A 17,952-nucleotide genomic window follows, 5' to 3' on the forward strand; every position below is an offset into this window, starting at 1 on the left:
CAGAGTGGCCGGATGTGCCGGGCGCTCACGTGTTGCTCAGGGGCGTACGGCGCGGCCGATCAGTGTGCCGATGTGGCCCGGGGTGGGGGCGGTGATCACGCGGACGTCCGCGTGGACGAACCCGGCCTCGGTGAGGAAGCGCGTCCAGCCCGCCGGTTCGTAGCTGTAGCGGTAGGTGTACATCGCCGGCCCGGCGAATCCGCCCTTGTACATGCCCTGCGGCCCGTACGCGCCGGGAATGGCCGGTGGCTGGGAGAAGACGAAGACGCCACTCGGGCTCAGGTGTGCGGCCACGAGCGGGAACAGGCGCTCGGGGTCGGTGAACCAGGCCGCGCCGAAGATGGAGTACACGGCGTCGAACCGCTGCCCTGTGTTACCCAGGTACTCCAGGATCTCCGCCTGGACGAACTCCACCCCGAGCTGCTCCCACTGCTCGCTGGCGCGCTCCACCATCACCCTGGACAGGTCCACACCGGTGCCCTTGACGCCCCGCTGAGCGAGGTGGGCCAGGGCGCGGCCGGTGCCGCACCCGATTTCAAGAACCGACCCGGCATCGCCCAGCAGTTCCGGCCCCGGGGCTCCGGGGTGGTCGCGGTACTGCGTCCACCCGAACGCCGGCTCCAAGTCGTCCGTGAACGCCGACTCGGCGTAGGTGTCCCAGAGCTGCCGTTCGTGGTCGAGGTTGTGCGGAGCGGTCGGCAACGGGAGTTTCCTCACTCGGGTGGGAATGGAAGGGGCTCCGCCGTGGCCTAGCCTGTGGAGCCCCTCCCCTTGAACGATCCGTCAGCCATCAGTGGCTGTCAGGGACTTTGCTGTCACACGGGGAGCACTCGGCGCCGTCGCGGGCCCACAACTCGTCGTCGGGGTCGAATCCGATCGAGCGCAGGAAGTCGGCGGTGCTGGCGACGGTCCCGTCGTTGCGGCGCTGGATGAACGGCGCGTGGTGCTTGTAGGCGCTGCCGTTGTACAGCTCGCACAGGGCGAAGTACACGGGGGTGTCGAGGATGACCTGGTGAACGCCGATGTCCACGATCTTGCCCACGCCAAGGTGGACCTCGGGGTGTTCCATGGAGGCGACCACATACATGATCGCGTTGCCCAGGATCCGCTCGGCCAGGTCCCGGACCATGACCTCGTCGCGGAGCAGCAGCGCCACCTCGCGGTCCCAGATGGTCATGCCGGAGTCGAGCACATTGATGCTCAGGTGCTGGACGTGGGGCTGCACAGCGTTCAGCAGCTCACGAGGATCCCGCGTGCGCACGGCAGTGGGGTTGTCCAAGGTGGTGATGGTCACGATCAGTGCTCCCTCTCGGTGTCGTCGAGCGGTGCGTCCCCCTGAGCTCCCAGTCCGTTACTCCGGGCGACGAGGTCGACGGTAGGGAGCAAGCCCGCGCACCCGCCACAGACTTCTACGTGATTGCACGGATTCACCCGAGGGCGGTCAACGCTGAATGGATCAGCTCGCGTGCGGCATCTCCGTACACGGCAGAGTGCGACAGCTGAGTGAACGCCCTTACGTAGTCGGCGATCTCGCGTGGTTGCCTGACGTTGATCTCTGCGGTCAGCGTCTCCACCAGGGTGGATCGGTCGTCGTAGAGATAGAAGGCTTCGAGCGGCCACACGGTCCGCTCGGCGCCGAACGGGATGATCCCGAGGGAGACGGACGCGAGCGGCATCACCGCGAGCAGATGCCGAAGTTGGCCGGCCATCGTGGCCGCGTCACCGAGTCGGTGCCGCAGCACCGTTTCCTCCATGACGACGGCGAAGCGGTGCCCGCCTTCATACAGGAAGCGGGAGCGGGCGACGCGGGCGGCGACCGCATCGGACACGTCATCAGGTGTTCCCTGGAACTGGGTGATCGACTTCAGCAGTGCGGTCGCATAGCCCGGGGTCTGGAAGAACCCCGGCACCACGTTGGAGACGTAGACGCGACAGATCTGGGCTTCCTTGTGCCGGGTGTAGAAGTCCTCTTGTGTCCGGCGCAGCCCAGTGCGGTGGAGTCGTCGCCACTCCATGTACATCGACTCAACGGCACGTGAGGTGGCGATCAGGTCGGTCGCCTGGTCGTCGGCGTCGCACGCCGTGCACCACGCCCGGATGTCGCCCTCGGACGGGGGCGTGATGCCGTTGACGATGCGGGAGGTCTTCGACGGGTTCCACCCGCACCGGGCAGCCAGCTCCTGGCCCCTGAGGCCGGCGTCGAGCATCAGTTCACGCAGGCGTGAGGCGACCGCTTCGCGGGCGCCCTGGGCGCTGGATGACGGCAGGGTGGCCATGGGCGGGCTGTCCGGTGCTCGGAGGGTCAGACGGCGTACTGGTCGTGCGGGATGGCGCGTGCCCACACCGCTTCGAAGGCATCCGTCACCATCTTCACCGTGGCCGGGTCCTCGTTGAACTCGTGGCCGGCCCAGTCTCCATCACCCGTGAACCAGTGGAACATGATCAGACGGTCGTCGATCAGCCACAAGTCGTTGCCGGGAAGCGCGATGTCGGACGAGAGCCGACGGGGCAGCCAGCGGACCTGTTCGCCGGCGTTCAAGTTCAACGGTGTGACGGCGTGTTCCCACCGGATGTAGTCGGTGACCGGCTCGGAAACGATCCGGGCACGGCGCATCACGACACCGCGCCCGACGGCTTCCCGCACGATCCCCAGCCATTCGGCCCAGTAAGGGTCGGTGGGGTCGAGAGCGGCCTTTCCAGTGCGCTTGAACTTGCTGATGATCTCGGACTCGTCGCCGACGCTGTAAAGGTCACGCATCTCCAGGTGGGCGGCCGATCGGGTCGCCCTCCGCAGCAGCGCTGCGAAGTCAGGAACCGTCTGCGGCTGCTCGCTGCTCTGCAACATCGCACGCCTTCCTCAAGATCGGCACCATACGGGACGGGATCCGGATCACGGACTCGTGGGCGGGCACACCCTTGGCGTGCCCGGGAACCCATTCGGTGTCGCCGATCTTGGTGATGGTGGCGCCGTCGGCGGTGGTGCTCTGCACCAGGATGTCCCAGTTCTCGTCGTCCACCCACACCGTCGGCGAGCCGCCACCGCCGGTGTTCGGGTCAATGCCAGTGAACAGTAGCGACGTGGCGTCCTCCGATGACAGGTCGCTTCTACGTGTTTGCGCTACGGTGTCGCAGGCTTGCCGGAACGTCAAGTGCTCACGGTGAGAAGCCCGTTCCAGTCCGTAGTGATGGACGGGTGGCTCGGCGCAGGGGGTGCAGTCCCGCCAGCCTTCGCTGTTGCGCACTTTCAGGCGCGCGCCCGCGCCTCTGCGCCCCCGGTGGGTGGGCAGGCCGGCAGGACGCCAGAGGAGGCGGCTGAGCGAATCGGCTGCCATCGTACGAAGATCAGCAGAATCGAGAATGCTCGTCTGCCGCTGTCCATGAGCGAACTTCGGGACCTGCTCTCGTTCTACGGGGTGGCGGACACCGACTATGTGGAGAACCTGGTGGATCTCGCTCGCCGGAGTGGTGAGCGGGGCTGGACCCAGCGTGTGGGAATAGCGCTGCCGTCCTACGCGGACTACATCGACTACGAGCAGACGGCTGACTACATCCGCTCGTTCCAGCCTCACCCACCCGGATCGCTCCGCATCGCGTGGAGGAGCTGGTGGCGGTTCGCATGCAGCGGCAGGAGATCCTGACCGCCGATAGCGCCCCTCGCGTCTGTGTCATCGAGGGTGAGGCTGCGCTGCGGGCTCAAGTGGGCGGACCTGAGGTCATGAAAGCTCAGCTCGGAGCTCTCCAGGAGCTGGCCGAGGTGGTCGAACTCCAGGTGCTGCCACTCAGCGCCGGAGCTCATGCCGGTGTCATGGGGTCGTTCGTGCTGTTCAGCTTCCCGACACCAGCGTTCTCTGATGTCGTGTGCGTGGAGCACCGGACGGGCACCCTGTACATGGAGACGCCAGAGGAGACGGACGCCTACACGCTTACCTTCGACTCGCTGCGATCGGCTGCCCTGAGCCCTACCGAGAGCCTCGACATGATCACTAGGGTCAAGCAAGAACTCTAACCGCTAGGACAGTTGAGAGGTATCAGGAATGCTCACTCAGAACTTCCGTGGCGCCCGGTGGCGAAAGAGCACCTTCAGTGGCGATTCCGGCGACTGCATCGAGGTCGCTGACGGTCTCCCCGGGCTGCTGCCGGTCCGCGACTCCAAGGATCCGGATGGCGCCGCACTGGTGTTCAGCGCCGAGGCGTGGCGGTTGTTCCTGGCGGGCGTGCGTACCGGGGGCTTCCCGGCCGGTGGCTGAAAAGGCTCGTGGGTAGCAACCTCTTGCGCGTTCGAGGCTCGTGTCCTGTGCAGGGCGGAGCGCCCGCGCCGTTTCACGGCGCGGGCGCTCCGCTTTCCTGGTCGCAAGATCCCCCGCGCGGTCCGGCTGTTCGAGGTGTGGCAGATGCCGTTCCGCTCGCCGTTCCGTCAGGACCGCGCTTCCAAGGACTGTGGTCCTGCAGTTGGGCGGCTGGCTCGGCATTCGTCGTGGCCATCGGTGGCTGCCCAGGGAAGTCTCCGTGGTGAGGTCGGCCTCCGGTCGTCGGTCGTGGTCAGCGGAGGTCCGGAATAGGAAGCTGACGTATCGTCACATGGCCCTGCCTGCATGCTGGCCGGAGACCAGGGCGAGGTAGTCCGCCAGGTCGGCCGCGTCGCGGGTGGCCAGGCCCAGGTAGCCGTCCGGGCGGATCAGGTAGAGGCCCGGGGACAGGGGATCCAGGGCGGCGAACTCCCTGGTCAGGATGCCCGGGTGGGTGGCAGGTGCCGGGGTCGCGACCGCGAGGAGGGTGAAGTGCGGGCCGCGTAGCAGGTCGAAGAGCCTTGTGGAGTCGGGGAGTTCGAAATCCGGCACGCGCCCGCCCGCGCGCAGCGCGTCCTCGGGCAGGCCGGTGCGACGCTCGGCGGTCAGCGGGCTGTCCGGGTAGCCGACGCCCAACTGTGAGGTCTGCTTGCCGCGTTGCACGGAGACCGGGTCGCCGCTGCGCCCGGCCCGGTGCAGCCTGGTGCTCAGGCCCAGGACGTCGGCGGCGACCGGGCGGCGCTCGGATTCGTAGCTGTCCAGCAGGGAGTCCGGGGCGCCGTGCCGGAGCACCTGGCCGAGCTTCCAGCCGAGGTTGTAGGCGTCCTGCACGCCGGTGTTGAGCCCCTGCCCGCCCGCCGGTGAGTGGACGTGCGCGGCGTCACCGGCCAGCAGGACCCGCCCGGCCCGGTACCGGTCGGCCAGGGCGGCCCGGGGGCGGAAGTCGGAGGCCCAGCGCACCTCGCGCACCGCCTCGGGGTCGAGCGGCGTCCGCTCGCCGATCAGTCGCCGGACCTCGTCCAGGGAGAGGACCGGCTCGCCCGTGGCGTACTGGGCGAAGAGCTGGAAGAGGTCGGTGCCCGCCAACGGGCAGAGCAGCAGCGCACCTTCGGGCGCCTCGGGCCACGCGTGCCAGTTGCCGCGGCCGAGGCCGTCGATCCGCACGTCGGCCACCAGGGCGGGCCGGGGGTCGACCGTCTCGCCGTCCATCGCGATGCCGAGCGCCCGCCGCACGGTGCTGCGCCCGCCGTCGGCGCCGACCAGGTAACGGGCGCGGACGGTGCGCCGGTCGCCGTCGGCGGACTCCAGGACGGCGGTCACCGCCTCGGCGTCCTGGGTGAACTCCGCCAGGCGGGTGCCGAAGGCCACCGAGCCGCCGAGCTGCAGCAGCCGCTCGTGCAGGATCTCCTGGGTGCGCCACTGCGGGATCATCAGCGGCGCCGGGTAGGGCGTGCCGGGCTCGGTCGCGTCCTGCGCGATCAGGTCCCACTCCCGCACCGGCTGGTCGCCCCGCCAGGTGAGCATCTTCGGGTACCGGCCGCCGGCGGCCCGGATCGCGTCGATCACGCCGAGGTCGTCGAAGACCTCCTGGGTGCGCGGCTGGACACCCTTGCCGCGCGAGCCGGGGAAGAGGCCGTCCTGCTGCTCGATGACCAGCGCGCGCACGTCGCGCCTGGCCAGGTCGCAGGCGAGGGCGAGTCCGGTCGCGCCGGCGCCCACCACCAGCACGTCGGCGAGGGCGTCGGGCGGCAGGGCCTCGGGCTGTGCGGAGGGAAGAGTCATGAGCCGTCTCCTTAACGTTGTTAAGTTCGAGCTCGCCCAGTGTCGGCTTAACGGTGTTAAGTTGTCAATGGGGCTCCGGCTCGCCGGCCTGAGAGGATGGGGCGGTGGCAAGCAAACTCGACCCCGACCAGGTCACCGACACGGCGCTGCGGCTGCTCAACGAGACCGGCCTCGAAGGCCTGACCCTGCGACGGATCGCCAAGGAGCTGGACGTCCAGGCGCCGGCCCTCTACTGGCACTTCGCCAACAAGCAGGCGCTGCTCGACGCCATGGCCACCGAGATCCACCGGCGGATGGCCGCCACGCCGCCGCCCGCGGCGGACGCCCCTTGGCAGGAGTGGATCACCGCCTCCGCCCGCACGCTGCGCCGGGCGCTGCTCGGGTACCGGGACGGTGCGAAGGTCTTCAGCGGCACCCGCTTCGTCGGCAACGACCACGCCGTCCAGCTCGATCGCCACCTCGGCGCACTGTGCGCGGCCGGCTTCACGCTGGACGAGGCCGTGCTCGTCTCGTCGACCGCCTACGCCTTCACCATCGGCTTCGTCGTCGAGGAGCAGGCGGTCCACCCCGTGCCCGGCGAGAGCGACCCCTACTTCGACGTGGCGGCGCGGGCCGAGCGGATCGGCCCGGAGCTCCCGCTCGCGGCCGGCGCCGGGAAGGGGCTCTTCACGGGGTTCGAGGAGCGGTTCGAGCGGGGGCTCGCGATGGTGGTGGCCGGGATCGCGGCGACGCACCCGGGCGTGGCGACGGTGGTGGGGGTGGCCGAGGGGGAGGCCTGAGGGAGCACATCGAGGTCCCGCGCGCGGGACGGGGGCCGGTCAGGGGCGCGCGTGCGGCAGTGTCTCCAGGGTGCGCAGGATCAGCGAGAGGCCGAACTCGAAGCGCTCGTCGAAGGCGGTGTCCTCCAGGTGGGCCGCCACCCGCGCCAGTGACGGGTAACTCCCCGCGGCCAGCGCACCGGTGAGCGAGTGCTCGCCGTCGCCCTGCGCGGCCAGCGACTGCTCCTCCTGGGTGAGTCCGAGCGTCAGGTACTGGATGCTCCAGAACGCCCAGGCCGCCTGCCGCTCGTCCAGCCCGCCGCCGAGCAGGGCTTCGATCGCGACGTCGGCGAAGCCCAGCGTCGCCGGCTCGGCGGCGTACGTACCCGCGACGATGGCCGCGCCGTCGCGATGGGCCAGCAGACAGCGCCGGTAGCGGCGGGCCAGCTCGGCCACCCGGTCCGGCCACGGCTCGGGCAGCTCCGTCAGCGAGATCCCGCCGACGATCGCCTCGGCCATCAGCTCCAGCAGGCGCGCCTTCGTCTTGGCGTGCCACAGCACGGTGTTCATCCGCACGCCCAGCCGATCCGCGGTGCCGCGCACCGAGACCGCGTCGGCGCCCTTCTCGTCCAGCAGCTCCAGGGCGGCGCGCACCACGGTGTCCGGGTCCAGTCGGGTCCGGGGGGAGGGCTGGGCTTGATTCTTGGTCACTGACCTAGTCTACTGAAGGCACGCCATTGGTCACCGACCAAGAAAAGGGGAGCGGATCATGGAGCAGCACATGGAACAGGTCGTCATCGCCGGAGGTGGCCCGGTCGGCCTCTGGCTTGCCGCCGAACTGCGCCTCTACGGCATCCCGGTCACCGTGCTGGAGAGCCGCACCGAACCCGACCCGCACTCCCGGGCCCTCACCCTCCACCCGCGCACCCTCGAACTGCTCGCCTGCCGAGGCCTGGTGGAGCCGTTCCTCGCCGAGGGACTCAAGATCCCCAGCGGACACTTCGCCGCCCTCCCCGACCGGATGGACTTCACGGAACTGGACACGCCGTTCCCGTTCACCCTCGCCCTCCCGCAGGCCCGCACCGAGGCACTGCTGGCGGCGCACGCCGAGGCGGTCGGCGTCCGCCTGCTGCGCGGCCACCGGGTGACGGGACTGGCCCAGGACGGCGACGCGGTGACCGTGGACGTCGAAGGGCCGCAGGGCGAACGGCACCTGCGGGCCGCCTACCTCGTCGGCTGCGACGGCACGCGCAGCACCGTGCGCACCGCAGCCGGGATCGACTTCCCCGGCACGGACGCGACCGCCTGGGCCTGGATGGCCGACGTCGTCCTCGACGAACCGCCCCACCGGCGCTCCGTCTCCAACGCCCAGGGCGCCGTGATGGTCTGGCCCCTGCCCGGCGGAGTGCACCGGGTGGTCGGCAACGACGCCGAGAGCGTCCGCACCCGCCCCGGCACGCCCACCTTCGAGGAACTGCGCGCCAAGGTCCGCCGGATCGCCGGTACCGACTTCGGCATGCGCGACCCCGGCTGGCTCTCCAGCTTCGGCAACGCCACCCGACAGGCCGCCCAGTACCGCAAGGGACGGGTGCTGCTCGCGGGCGACGCCGCGCACATGCATTTCCCCTCCGGCGGCCCCGGACTCAACGTCGGCCTCCAGGACGCCGCCAACCTCGGCTGGAAGCTCGCCCAGACGCTCTCCGGCACCGCCCCCGCCGGGCTGCTGGACAGCTACCACACCGAACGCCACCCGGTCGGCGCCGAACTGCTGCGCAGTACCCGGGCACAGACCGGACTCATGACCAGCTACACCCCCGAGACGCTGGCCCTGCGCGAGTTGATCGGCGAACTCATCACCACGGTCGGGGAGTTCTCCACCGAGCTGGCCAACCGGGTGGCCGGACTCGCGGTCGCCTACCCGCCGGCGGCCAGCGCGGCGGCACACCCGCTCACCGGCACCCGCGCACCGGACCTCGCACTGGCGGGCACGGGCAGCCTCTTCGGGCTGCTGCGTCCCGGGCGCTTCGTGCTGCTCGACCTGACCGGCCGGCTCGGTGGCGACCTCGCTCCGCCGGCCCCGCTTGCCGCGCTCGCCCACCGCACCGGCCCCGGCCTGGACGTGCACAGCGCGCCGCCGGTCGAGGGCCGGGCCCACTGGCCCGGGGTCAGCGCGGCCCTGGTCCGCCCCGACGGACACCTGGCCTGGCTGAGCCGGGAGACGGACCCGCAGGCACTGCTCACCGCCGCGCGACACGCGGTGGCGGCGACAGTGGTGACGCCAGTGGCGGGGGCGGCGGCACCGGTGGGGGTCGTGGCCGCGGAGGTGTGAACCGGGGGCCGCCTCGGTGCGTCATGACGGGCGCAGGGATCGATCGCATCCGGAAGGACCCCCCCCACATGACGGACACCCAGCGTGCCACGGCCCGATCCCGAGCCCGGGCAGGCGGGGCGGCGGCGGCCGTGGCCGGCGCGCTTCTGCTGAGCGGGTGCGGTGGGACGGGTGGGTCTGGTGGGGCCGCTGGGGCCAGCGGCCACCACCGGGCAGCGGCGTCGGCCCCCACCGCGGCCCCGACCACAGCCCCGACCACAGCCCCGACCGCAGCCACGACGGCTCCGGCGGGCGGCTGCACGACGGCTGCGCCCGCGTCCGGCGCCGGCCCGGCCGTCACCCCGGTCGACCTGAACGCCTGGCAGCTGATCCTCCCCGTCGCGAAGCCCGGCGATCCGAAGGCGGCCGAGCAACTGACCCCCGCCCGGCCCACCGACCCCTACCTCACCCAGGGCCCCGGCGGCAGCCTCACCTTCTGGGCCCCCGCCGGTGGTGCCACCACCGCGCACTCGTTGCACTCCCGCACCGAGCTGGCCGCGCTCGGGACGTTCACCCCCGGCACCGCCTGCCACCACCTGACCGAGAGCCTGTCCGTCGGCCAACTGCCGGAGGTGTCGCACGAGATCACCATCGGACAGATCCACGGCACGGACGCCGACGAGGCCGCGCCCTTCGTCATGCTGGCCGTCCAGGGCGACAGTGTCGGGGTGACGCTGGAGACGGTGCCCAAGAGCGAGGGATCGGTCGGGCCCGCGCCGGCCGGCGAGAAGATCCTGAAGTACCACCTGCTCAGCGGGGTCCGGCTGGGGACGCCGTTCGGCTACACCGTGACCGACAACGGCAACGGCACCCTCACCTTCACCGGCGACTGCGCCGGCACCCCCGGCTGCCAGGCCGGCTCCCCGGTCACCATTCCGGTGCCGCCGGCCTGGAGCGGGCACCTGGTGCGCTTCATGGCCGGCGACTACGAGCAGGACGACGCCGCCACCTCGCACACGGGGGGCGGGCGGCTCACGGTGTTCGGGGTCGGCGTGAGCTGACCAGCTGCGGGGTGGTCAGTACTTCGGGCCGATGTGCTGGTCGAGCAGGGCGACGGAGGCGCGGCGGGCGATGGAGATGTTGACGGCGCCGTTGGCTCGGCGGGCGGCCTTCCACTGGACGCCGACGGCGTCGAGGGTGTCGGTGGAAATGCGCAGGATGTCGGTGGAGGTGTTGGTGAAGAAGTACCGGGGGTACTCGTACCTCTTGCTGTCCCGGGTGGTCCAGTTGACGATCCGGCAACCGTCGGAGTGGATCAGGCCACGCAGCAGCTCCCAGGGGTGGGCGTCCACGATCCCCTGCTGCCACGGCGCGAGGATGATGGGTGCTCGTGCTTCTTGCCGGGGCCGTGCTGGGGGAAGAGGCAGGGCCAGTGCTTGCTGGTGCTCACCACCGACGTGCAACCGGGGGCCGGGACGCGCAGCACGCCATAGGCTGCCCGATGCGACCGGGCACTCGGCGGTCATCCGGGCGCTCGGGGCGGTGCCGTTGAGGGTCCACTGCCGGAGGGAGTGGCGCGAGATGCCGGTGGCTCGGCTGACTTCACTGAGGGTCAGGCCTGAGCGGTGCAGCGCGATGGCGCGTGAGCGAGTGGCCTGGTCGTACATACGGCCGAGGATCGACGGCATTATGCCGATTGGCACCAAAAAGCCGAGAAAGATCACCCGGATGCACGAAGATCGGCGACTGTTCGAATATCCTGATAACCTTCGAATCAAAGGAAAAGTGCCCCGGGTGGGATTCGAACCCACGCTGTCGGTGGTTTGAGCACCGTGCCTCTCCCGCTGGGCTACCGGGGCGCCCGTTGAATCGAAGGTTCCCCTCGACCCTGCGAATCTCAAACATACAGGGTCTAGGTACCCTCGTGCATGCACCCCCCGCCGGAACGAGGAGTCCCGTGAGCACCGCCGACGAGCAGCCCCAGGCGCTTGAGACCGACTCGCCCCAGATCACCCGAATTGTCATCGCCGAGGACGAGGCGCTCATCCGTCTCGACCTGAAGGAGATGCTCGAGGAGGAGGGCTACACCGTGGTCGGGGAGGCCGGGGACGGGGCGACGGCGCTCAGGTTGGCCGAGGAGTTGCGGCCCGACCTGGTCATCCTGGACGTCAAGATGCCGATCCTCGACGGGCTGTCCGCCGCCGAGCAGATCCATGAGGCGCAGATCGCGCCGGTGCTGATGCTGACCGCGTTCTCGCAGCGGGAGTTGGTGGACCGGGCGCGGGATGCGGGGGCGATGGCGTACATCGTCAAGCCGTTCTCCAAGAGCGACCTGGTGCCGGCGATCGAGATGGCGGTCTCGCGGTACACCGAGATGCGCACGCTCGAGCAGGAGATCGCCGACCTCACCCAGCGGCTGGAGACGCGCAAGCTGGTGGACCGGGCGAAGAGCGTGCTGCAGACGAAGTTCGGGTTGAACGAGCCGGCGGCCTTCCGCTGGATCCAGAAGACCTCGATGGACCGCCGGATGACCATGGCCGCCGTGGCGGAGGCCGTGATCGAGGAGGGTGCGGCGCAGGACAAGAAGAGCGCCGACTCCGCCGGGGAGCAGAGCGGGAAGTAGCGCGGTAGGCAGGACGGAAGCAGGTCCGCCCCGAGGGCCGGTCACGCTCGCGTGGCCGGCCCTCGGCGTGTACGGGCTCAGTCCTTGGCTCAGTCCTCGCCGAGGTAGGACTTGCGCACCGACTCGTCGCGCAGCAGTTCCGCGCCCGTCCCGGTGAGGACGATCCGCCCGGTCTGCATCACGTAGCCGTGGTCGGAGAGGGAGAGGGCGGCCTGGGCGTTCTGCTCGACGAGCAGGATGGTGGTGCCGGCGGCCTTCAGCTCGACGATGGTCGCCATGATCTTCTGCATCATGATCGGCGAGAGGCCCATGGACGGCTCGTCCAGCATCAGCAGCTTGGGCCGGGACATCAGGGCCCGGCCCATCGCCAGCATTTGCTGCTCGCCGCCGGAGAGGGTGCCGGCGGCCTGCTTGCGGCGTTCGCCGAGGATCGGGAAGAGCGTGTAGGCGCGCTCGACGTCCTGGGTGATGCCGGCCTGGTCCTTGCGCAGGAAGGCGCCGAGGAGCAGGTTCTCCTCGATGGTCATCCGGGGGAAGATGTGCCGGCCTTCGGGGGAGTGGGCCAGGCCCAGGGCGACGATGCGGTGGGCGGGGACGGTCGCGAGGTCCTGGCCGTCGAAGGTGATGCTGCCGGCGGTGGGGCGCAGCAGGCCGGAGAGGGTGCGCAGGGTGGTGGTCTTGCCGGCGCCGTTGGTGCCGATCAGGGTGGTGACCTCGCCGGCGGCGACGGTGAAGCTGATGCCCTTGACGGCCTCGATCTTGCCGTAGGCGACCCGGAGGTCCTGGACGTCCAGGAGGGCGTTGCTCATGCGGGGTTCTCCGTGGTGTCGTCGGGAGCGGCATCGGCGGCGGCGTCGGTAGTGGCGTCGACGGCTGCGTCGGTAGCGGCATCGACGGCTCCAGCAGCTCCGGCAGCTTCGGTGACCAGCGGTTCGCCCAGGTATGCCGTGATCACCCGCTCGTCGTTCTGGACGAGTTCGCGGTCGCCCTCGACGATCTTCTCGCCCTGGACCAGCACCGCGGTCCGGTCGCACAGGTTGAAGATGAAGCGCATGTCGTGCTCGATGACCAGGATCGCCACGCCCCGGTCGCGGATCGCGAAGACGAGTTCCTCGGCGGCGCGGGTCTCCTGGGGGTTCATGCCGGCGGTGGGTTCGTCGAGCAGCAGCAGGCCGGGTTCGCTGGCCAGGGCGCGGGCGATCTCCAGTTTGCGCTGCTCGCCGTAGGGGAGGTTGCGGGCCAGGTGGTCGGCCTTGTCGGCGAGGCCGGTGAATTCGAGCAGGGCCATCGCCTTCTCGCGGCTGTCGGCTTCGGCGCGCCGGTAGCCGGGGCCGCGCAGCAGTGCGGAGACGAGGCCCTCCTTGGTGCGGCTGTGCCGGCCGACGAGGACGTTCTCCAGCACGGTCATGTTGGCGAAGAGCCGGATGTTCTGGAAGGTGCGGGCGATGCCGGCCTGGGTGACCAGGTGGGGCTTGGGCGGCAGCACCTTGTCGCGGTAGCTGACGGTGCCCTCGGTGGGCACGTAGAGGCCGGTGAGGCAGTTGAAGAAGGTGGTCTTGCCGGCGCCGTTGGGGCCGATCAGACCGATGATCTCGCCTTCGCCGACGGTGAGGTCGACGTTGTTGACGGCGGTCAGGCCGCCGAAGCGCATGGTGACGCCGCGCGCGTCCAGCAGGGTGGTCGCGGTGGTGGTGCTCATCGGTCACGCCCCTGCCGTGTCGAGGTTCAGCTTGCCGGTGCCAGGACCGCCGCTCTGGGCGGGCAGGTCGGGGGTTGCCGCATCGTCCTGGTGGAACTCGCGCTGGCGGCGCCGGTTGGCGATGATGCCCTCCGGGCGGAAGCGCATCAGCAGGATCAACGCGACGCCGAAGGCGAGCAGTTGGTAGTTCTGCAGGAAGGAGAGCTTCTCCGGGATGAGGTAGAGCAGCGAGGCACCGAGCAGCGGTCCGCTGACGGTTCCCATGCCGCCGAGGACCACCGCGGCCAGCAGGAAGGCGGAGTTGGGCGGGGTGGAGCCGGCGAAGACGTACGGGTCGGGGACCACGCTGTAGGTGACGTGCGCGCTGACGGTGCCGGCCAGGCCCGCGAGGGAGGCGCCGAGGGCGAAGGCGGTGAGCTTGGTGCGGAAGCCGTTGATGCCCATCGCCTCGGCGGCGGTCTCGTCCTCGCGGATGGCGATCCAGGCGCGTCCGATGCGGGAGTTGCCGGCCCGGCTGAAGACGGCGATGACGATCAGGGTGACGATCAGCATCAGGAAGAAGTAGTTGGCGAACCGGCCGATGGTGATGGAGCCGAGCTGGTGGGGGGTGCCGAGGTCGAGGCCGAAGAGGCTGATGTCGGGGATGGCGGGGATGCCGTTGGGGCCGTTGGTGATCTTCGGGCCGGAGGTGCCGTCGAGGTTCTGCACGGTGATGTGGAAGATCTCACCGAAGCCGATGGTGACGATGGCCAGGTAGTCGCCGCGCAGGCGCAGGGTGGGGGCGCCGATCAGTACGCCGAACACCAGGGAGACCGCGGCGCCGATCAGGGCGGCGGCCCAGAAGGGGACTTCGGCGTGCTGGAAGGGCGAGTAGGGCGAGCCGGAGACGAGGGCGGCGGTGTAGGCGCCGACGCCGAGGAAGGCGACGTAGCCGAGGTCGAGCAGGCCGGTGAGGCCGACGACGATGTTGAGGCCGAGTGCGACGGTGGCGAAGATCAGGATGTTGACGCCGACGTTGGCGTCGTGGTCGTTGTTCTGGGTCAGCGGGAAGAGTGCGGCGGCCACGAAGCCGGCGGCCAGGGCGAAGGGGCGCTGGCGCTGGAGCAGGGTGGCCAGGTGTTCGAGGAGTCCGCCCTTGAGGTAGGCGGCGGCGCTGAGGGCGACGGCGATCAGGAAGCCCTCGAAGAGTTCGCCGTAGGCGGTGTCGATGCCGTAGGTGAAGACGGCCAGGCCCAGGGCGGCGAGCAGGGTGACCTGGAGGCGTTCGATCCAGGCGGGTGCGGGTGCGGGTGCGGGTGCGGCGGCGCGCGCCGTGGTGCGCTGCTCGTCGGGCAGCGCGAGTGCGCCGTAGAGGGCGGGCAGGACGGTGATGCCGGCGATCCAGCCGCCGGTGGTCAGGTTGGCCAGGCCGCCGAGTTCGGCGGCGATCGCGATCAGGGTGAACCAGGTGGTGGCGAGGGTGGCCAGGGCGAGCAGGCGCAGCGGCGCGGTGTGGCCGTGCGGGGCCAGGGCGCGCAGCACCGGCACGCCGTGGGCGCCGAGCAGTTGGAGGAGCAGCAGGGCGGCGGTGGCGATGGTGAGCCACTGCAGGCCGCCGGGGTAGCCGGTGACGGTGAGGTCGCCGGGGAAGCGGGCGGTCCAGGTCCAGGAGAGGAACGCGGAGGCGATGGCGAGGACGCCGCCGGCGGCGATCAGGGCGCGGGCCACGGGGGCGGGGACGGTGCCCTGGAGCCGGGCGAGTGCGGCGGTGGCGGTGCGGCGCAGGGCGGCCGTGGTGGGGCTGGTGGTCATCTCTGCTTCTCCTTCGGCCTCAGGCCCGGTCCGCGACGCGTTCGCCGAGCAGTCCCTGTGGTCGTAGCAGCAGGACCAGGATGAGCAGCACGAAGGCCCAGACGGAGGCCCAGCTGCCGCCGCCCAGTTGCTGCATGCCGGGGATGTCGGAGACGTAGGCGGTGGCGAGGGCTTCGGCCAGGCCCAGGACCAGGCCGCCGAGCATGGCGCCGTAGATGTTGCCGATGCCGCCGAGGACGGCGGCGGTGAAGGCCTTGAGTCCGGCTTCGAAGCCCATGCTGTAGTCGACTTCGCCGTAGCGCAGGCCGTAGCAGACGGCGGCGACGGCGGCGAACAGGGCGCCGATGGCGAAGGCGGCGGCGATGATCTTGTTGGTGTCGATGCCCATCAGCTGGGCGGTGTCCGGGTCCTGGGCGGTGGCCTGCATGGCGCGTCCGGTGCGGGAGCGCTGGACGAACAGTGCCAGGACGATCATGCAGACCGGGGCGGCGAGGACGGTGAACAGGTCGCCGGCCTGGATCCGGATGCTGCCCAGGTGCCAGGGTCCGGCGGCCAGTTGGGGGAAGGTGCGGGGGCTGGTGGCCTTGGGGTAGAGGTTGTGCACGGCCTGCTGCAGGGCGAGCGAGAGGCCGATCGCGGCGATCAGCGGGGCCAGCCGTGGGGCGTTGCGCAGCGGCCGGTAGGCGAACCGCTCGGCGCCCAGCGCGATCAGGACGGAGGTCAGTGCGCCGCCGATGAGCATCAGTGGCAGGGCGAGCCAGAGGCTGGTGCCGTGCGGCAGGACCAGCCAGACGGTGAGCGCGCCGAAGCCGCCGGTCATGAAGATCTCGCCGTGGGCGAAGTTGATGAGCTGCACGATGCCGTAGACCATCGTGTATCCGATGGCGATGAGCCCGTAAGTGGAGCCTAGGAACAGGCCGTTGGCGAGTTGTTGCGGCAGGGTGTGCACCGCAGCCTCCAGGTCGCTGTGCTGACGTCGCGTGGGTGCGCGCGGGCCACGGGGGTCTGCGGCGCCCGCACGGGATGGGGGTCCCCGGGCCGGGGCCGGGGCGGGTGGAGCGGGGCCGCGCGCCTTCGGGCGGCGGCCCCGTGACGGTGGTGCGGGGCTCGATCAGCCGTTGTAGGTACCGGTCTTGACCGAGACCCACTTGCCGCCGGTGACCTGGTAGACCGTCAGCTGCTTGTTGGTGGTGTCGCCGTACTGGTCGAAGGAGACGTGGCCGGCGATGCCGTTGAAGTCGATCTTCTGTACGGCGTCGACGACCTTGCTGCGGGTGTCCGAGGAGATCTTGTTCCCGCCTGCGGCCAGCACGGTGCCCACCGACTTGATGATCGCGGTGGCCGCGTCGTACGAGTAGCCGCCGTAGGAGCCGTAGTCGCCGGGGTAGTTGGCGGACTTGTACTTGGCGATGAAGTCCTTGGCGGTGTCCAGGGTGTCGACCGGGACGCCCACGGCGGTGGCGTAGTCGCCCTCGGCGGCCTGGCCGGCGGTGGAGATGTAGGTGGTGGAGTACATGCCGTCGCCGCCCATCAGCGGGATGGCGGCGCCGGCCGCCTTGAGCTGCTTGGTGAGCAGCGAGGACTCGTCGTACTGGCCGCCGTAGTAGAGCAGGTCGGCACCGGAGGACTTGATCTTGGTGACCAGGGTGGAGAAGTCCTTGTCGCCGGTGTTGACGTGGTCGGTGCCGACGATCGAGCCGCCGTCCTTCTGGAAGGAGTCCTTGAAGATGCTGGCCAGGCCCGCGCCGTAGGTCTGCTTGTCGTCGACGACGAAGGCCTTCTTCTTGCCGATGCCGCTCGCGTACTGGGCGGCGAAGGCGCCCTGCAGGGCGTCGGTGGTGGCGGTGCGGAAGTAGGTCTTGTACGGGCGCACCTTCTGGCCGCTGGCCCAGTTGGGGCCCTGGGTGAGCTGCGGGTTGGTGTTGGAGGGCGAGATCTCGACCAGGTTGGCGGTCGAGAAGACCTGCTGCATCGACTGCGCCACGCCGGAGTTGAGCGGTCCTACGACGCCGAGCACGCTGTTGTCGGCGACCAGTGCGGTGGCGTTCTGCTGGCCGGTGGCGGGCTGCGCCTGGTCGTCCAGCGCCTTGACGGCGAAGGTGACGCCGGGCACCAGGTGGTTGGCGTTGGCGTCGTCCACGGCGATCTTCACGCCGTACTCGATGCCGAGGCCGGTCGAGGAGTTCTCGCCGGACAGCGGGGCGTCGACGCCGATGGTGACGGTCACGCCGCCGGCGGAGTTGGTGCTCCCGCTGCTGCCGCCGCGGGAGCCGCAGGCGGTGACGGTGAGGGCTCCGGTGAGGGCGATGCTCAGCACGAGCAGTGAACGATGACGCACGAGGGTCCCCTTCTGGTCTGAAAGGCAGTGGCCGGGGGCGGCCGACGGCCGGTTCGCGCACTGGGGCAGCCCGAACTGGTGGCCCGATCCGGTGGCGCGGTGACTGGCGGTGACTCTAGAGCGAGGGGCGCGATGGTGGCAGGGGTGTGCGCCTGCTGTGATTCTCTTGTTATCAGTGAGGCATGCGGGTCGTCTCGCATCATGGGCCCGGGAGGCATCGGCGGGGCCGGCCGGAGGGCGGGCGATTGTTGCGTCGCGTGCCAAGTGCCGTGGAATCCCGTGGTGGTTGGCCGTCCGTTCGCTGACCGAACGTCAGTGTTCAGACGGGTTGATCCGGGCGCGCATGTCCGAAATACGGACTTGACGA

The 17,952-nt window shown here is 70.2% G+C and carries 19 protein-coding genes, 1 tRNA gene and 1 pseudogene; 7 read left to right on the forward strand and 14 right to left on the reverse strand.

Annotated features, from left to right (window positions below; genetic code table 11):
• Positions 1–36 precede the first annotated feature (36 nt).
• From OG500_RS28230 to OG500_RS38245, 5 genes are all read right to left on the reverse strand, one after another.
• On the reverse strand, positions 37–702 hold the full coding sequence (locus OG500_RS28230) for a class I SAM-dependent methyltransferase (RefSeq protein WP_327069662.1): 666 nt from the start codon (positions 700–702) through the stop codon (positions 37–39).
• A gap of 88 nt (positions 703–790) precedes the next feature.
• Positions 791–1,294, reverse strand: coding sequence for a hypothetical protein (locus tag OG500_RS28235; protein ID WP_327069663.1), 504 nt, complete (start codon positions 1,292–1,294; stop codon positions 791–793).
• Between the two features lie 133 nt (positions 1,295–1,427).
• A complete protein-coding gene (locus tag OG500_RS28240; protein ID WP_327069664.1) occupies positions 1,428–2,276 on the reverse strand; it encodes a helix-turn-helix domain-containing protein in 849 nt (282 codons plus the stop codon).
• A 26-nt stretch (positions 2,277–2,302) separates the two neighbouring features.
• On the reverse strand, positions 2,303–2,845 hold the full coding sequence (locus OG500_RS28245) for a DUF6879 family protein (protein WP_327069665.1): 543 nt from the start codon (positions 2,843–2,845) through the stop codon (positions 2,303–2,305).
• Entirely contained in the window at positions 2,808–3,332 is a 525-nt protein-coding gene (locus OG500_RS38245) for a hypothetical protein (protein WP_442907167.1), read from the reverse strand. The genes OG500_RS28245 and OG500_RS38245 overlap by 38 nt, the downstream gene beginning before the upstream one ends.
• 45 nt (positions 3,333–3,377) lie before the next feature.
• Between OG500_RS38245 and OG500_RS28260 the strand changes: the two genes are divergently transcribed.
• The 3 genes from OG500_RS28260 to OG500_RS28270 are packed head-to-tail and all read left to right on the forward strand — an operon-like array spanning position 3,378 to position 4,247.
• Positions 3,378–3,638, forward strand: coding sequence for a hypothetical protein (locus OG500_RS28260; RefSeq protein WP_329587960.1), 261 nt, complete (start codon positions 3,378–3,380; stop codon positions 3,636–3,638).
• Positions 3,605–4,006 carry a DUF5753 domain-containing protein gene (locus OG500_RS28265; protein WP_329584189.1) on the forward strand — a complete coding sequence of 134 codons (402 nt, stop codon included), beginning with the start codon at positions 3,605–3,607 and terminating at the stop codon, positions 4,004–4,006. Before OG500_RS28260 ends, OG500_RS28265 begins: the two co-directional genes overlap by 34 nt.
• A gap of 28 nt (positions 4,007–4,034) precedes the next feature.
• A complete protein-coding gene (locus OG500_RS28270; RefSeq protein ID WP_329584191.1) occupies positions 4,035–4,247 on the forward strand; it encodes a DUF397 domain-containing protein in 213 nt (70 codons plus the stop codon).
• A 327-nt stretch (positions 4,248–4,574) separates the two neighbouring features.
• On the opposite strand, the gene OG500_RS28275 is transcribed toward OG500_RS28270, so the two are convergent.
• Complete coding sequence (locus tag OG500_RS28275; RefSeq protein ID WP_329584193.1) at positions 4,575–6,068, reverse strand: FAD-dependent monooxygenase; 1,494 nt, start codon at positions 6,066–6,068, stop codon at positions 4,575–4,577.
• 104 nt (positions 6,069–6,172) lie between these two features.
• On the opposite strand from OG500_RS28275, the gene OG500_RS28280 reads away from it, so the two are divergent.
• The gene (locus OG500_RS28280; RefSeq protein WP_329584195.1) at positions 6,173–6,847 is read left to right on the forward strand and encodes a TetR/AcrR family transcriptional regulator C-terminal domain-containing protein; all 675 of its coding nucleotides are present in this window, start codon (positions 6,173–6,175) and stop codon (positions 6,845–6,847) included.
• A 39-nt stretch (positions 6,848–6,886) separates the two neighbouring features.
• On the opposite strand, the gene OG500_RS28285 is transcribed toward OG500_RS28280, so the two are convergent.
• A complete protein-coding gene (locus OG500_RS28285; protein WP_329584197.1) occupies positions 6,887–7,537 on the reverse strand; it encodes a TetR/AcrR family transcriptional regulator C-terminal domain-containing protein in 651 nt (216 codons plus the stop codon).
• Between the two features lie 70 nt (positions 7,538–7,607).
• Between OG500_RS28285 and OG500_RS28290 the strand changes: the two genes are divergently transcribed.
• Both OG500_RS28290 and OG500_RS28295 read left to right on the forward strand, forming a co-directional pair.
• The gene (locus OG500_RS28290; protein WP_329587783.1) at positions 7,608–9,155 is read left to right on the forward strand and encodes an FAD-dependent monooxygenase; all 1,548 of its coding nucleotides are present in this window, start codon (positions 7,608–7,610) and stop codon (positions 9,153–9,155) included.
• A gap of 68 nt (positions 9,156–9,223) precedes the next feature.
• Positions 9,224–10,195: a polysaccharide lyase family 7 protein gene (locus tag OG500_RS28295; RefSeq protein WP_329584199.1), complete on the forward strand. Its 972-nt coding sequence runs from the start codon at positions 9,224–9,226 to the stop codon at positions 10,193–10,195.
• 15 nt (positions 10,196–10,210) lie between these two features.
• Here OG500_RS28295 and OG500_RS38250 read toward each other — a convergent pair.
• Positions 10,211–10,801 (reverse strand): annotated as a pseudogene (locus OG500_RS38250) (transcriptional regulator).
• Between the two features lie 119 nt (positions 10,802–10,920).
• Positions 10,921–10,993, reverse strand: a tRNA-Leu gene (locus OG500_RS28305).
• 98 nt (positions 10,994–11,091) lie between these two features.
• Here OG500_RS28305 and OG500_RS28310 point away from each other — a divergent pair.
• Positions 11,092–11,757: an ANTAR domain-containing response regulator gene (locus OG500_RS28310; protein WP_327069674.1), complete on the forward strand. Its 666-nt coding sequence runs from the start codon at positions 11,092–11,094 to the stop codon at positions 11,755–11,757.
• 89 nt (positions 11,758–11,846) lie between these two features.
• Here OG500_RS28310 and OG500_RS28315 read toward each other — a convergent pair whose 3' ends face one another.
• The 5 genes from OG500_RS28315 to OG500_RS28335 all read right to left on the reverse strand — a co-directional run bounded on the left by OG500_RS28315 (position 11,847) and on the right by OG500_RS28335 (position 17,585).
• Positions 11,847–12,566 carry an ABC transporter ATP-binding protein gene (locus OG500_RS28315; protein ID WP_327069675.1) on the reverse strand — a complete coding sequence of 240 codons (720 nt, stop codon included), beginning with the start codon at positions 12,564–12,566 and terminating at the stop codon, positions 11,847–11,849.
• On the reverse strand, positions 12,563–13,456 hold the full coding sequence (locus OG500_RS28320) for an ABC transporter ATP-binding protein (protein ID WP_329584203.1): 894 nt from the start codon (positions 13,454–13,456) through the stop codon (positions 12,563–12,565). Before OG500_RS28320 ends, OG500_RS28315 begins: the two co-directional genes overlap by 4 nt.
• 3 nt (positions 13,457–13,459) lie before the next feature.
• Positions 13,460–15,247, reverse strand: coding sequence for a branched-chain amino acid ABC transporter permease (locus OG500_RS28325; RefSeq protein WP_329584205.1), 1,788 nt, complete (start codon positions 15,245–15,247; stop codon positions 13,460–13,462).
• Between the two features lie 19 nt (positions 15,248–15,266).
• On the reverse strand, positions 15,267–16,196 hold the full coding sequence (locus OG500_RS28330; RefSeq protein WP_327069678.1) for a branched-chain amino acid ABC transporter permease: 930 nt from the start codon (positions 16,194–16,196) through the stop codon (positions 15,267–15,269).
• A 162-nt stretch (positions 16,197–16,358) separates the two neighbouring features.
• A complete protein-coding gene (locus OG500_RS28335) occupies positions 16,359–17,585 on the reverse strand; it encodes a branched-chain amino acid ABC transporter substrate-binding protein (RefSeq protein ID WP_327069679.1) in 1,227 nt (408 codons plus the stop codon).
• Positions 17,586–17,952: the final 367 nt, after the last annotated feature.

The organism is Kitasatospora sp. NBC_01250 (assembly GCF_036226465.1).
Classification (GTDB): Bacteria; Actinomycetota; Actinomycetes; order Streptomycetales; family Streptomycetaceae; genus Kitasatospora.

Coding starts and splice junctions, on each gene's coding strand:
- OG500_RS28295 (WP_329584199.1), top strand. CDS start 9,224: ATGACGGACACCCAGCGTGCCACGGCCCGATCCCGAGCCCGGGCAGGC.
- OG500_RS28325 (WP_329584205.1), bottom strand. CDS start 15,247: ATGACCACCAGCCCCACCACGGCCGCCCTGCGCCGCACCGCCACCGCC.
- OG500_RS38245 (WP_442907167.1), bottom strand. CDS start 3,332: ATGGCAGCCGATTCGCTCAGCCGCCTCCTCTGGCGTCCTGCCGGCCTG.
- OG500_RS28260 (WP_329587960.1), top strand. CDS start 3,378: ATGAGCGAACTTCGGGACCTGCTCTCGTTCTACGGGGTGGCGGACACC.
- OG500_RS28245 (WP_327069665.1), bottom strand. CDS start 2,845: ATGTTGCAGAGCAGCGAGCAGCCGCAGACGGTTCCTGACTTCGCAGCG.
- OG500_RS28270 (WP_329584191.1), top strand. CDS start 4,035: ATGCTCACTCAGAACTTCCGTGGCGCCCGGTGGCGAAAGAGCACCTTC.
- OG500_RS28315 (WP_327069675.1), bottom strand. CDS start 12,566: ATGAGCAACGCCCTCCTGGACGTCCAGGACCTCCGGGTCGCCTACGGC.
- OG500_RS28320 (WP_329584203.1), bottom strand. CDS start 13,456: ATGAGCACCACCACCGCGACCACCCTGCTGGACGCGCGCGGCGTCACC.
- OG500_RS28275 (WP_329584193.1), bottom strand. CDS start 6,068: ATGACTCTTCCCTCCGCACAGCCCGAGGCCCTGCCGCCCGACGCCCTC.
- OG500_RS28240 (WP_327069664.1), bottom strand. CDS start 2,276: ATGGCCACCCTGCCGTCATCCAGCGCCCAGGGCGCCCGCGAAGCGGTC.
- OG500_RS28290 (WP_329587783.1), top strand. CDS start 7,608: ATGGAACAGGTCGTCATCGCCGGAGGTGGCCCGGTCGGCCTCTGGCTT.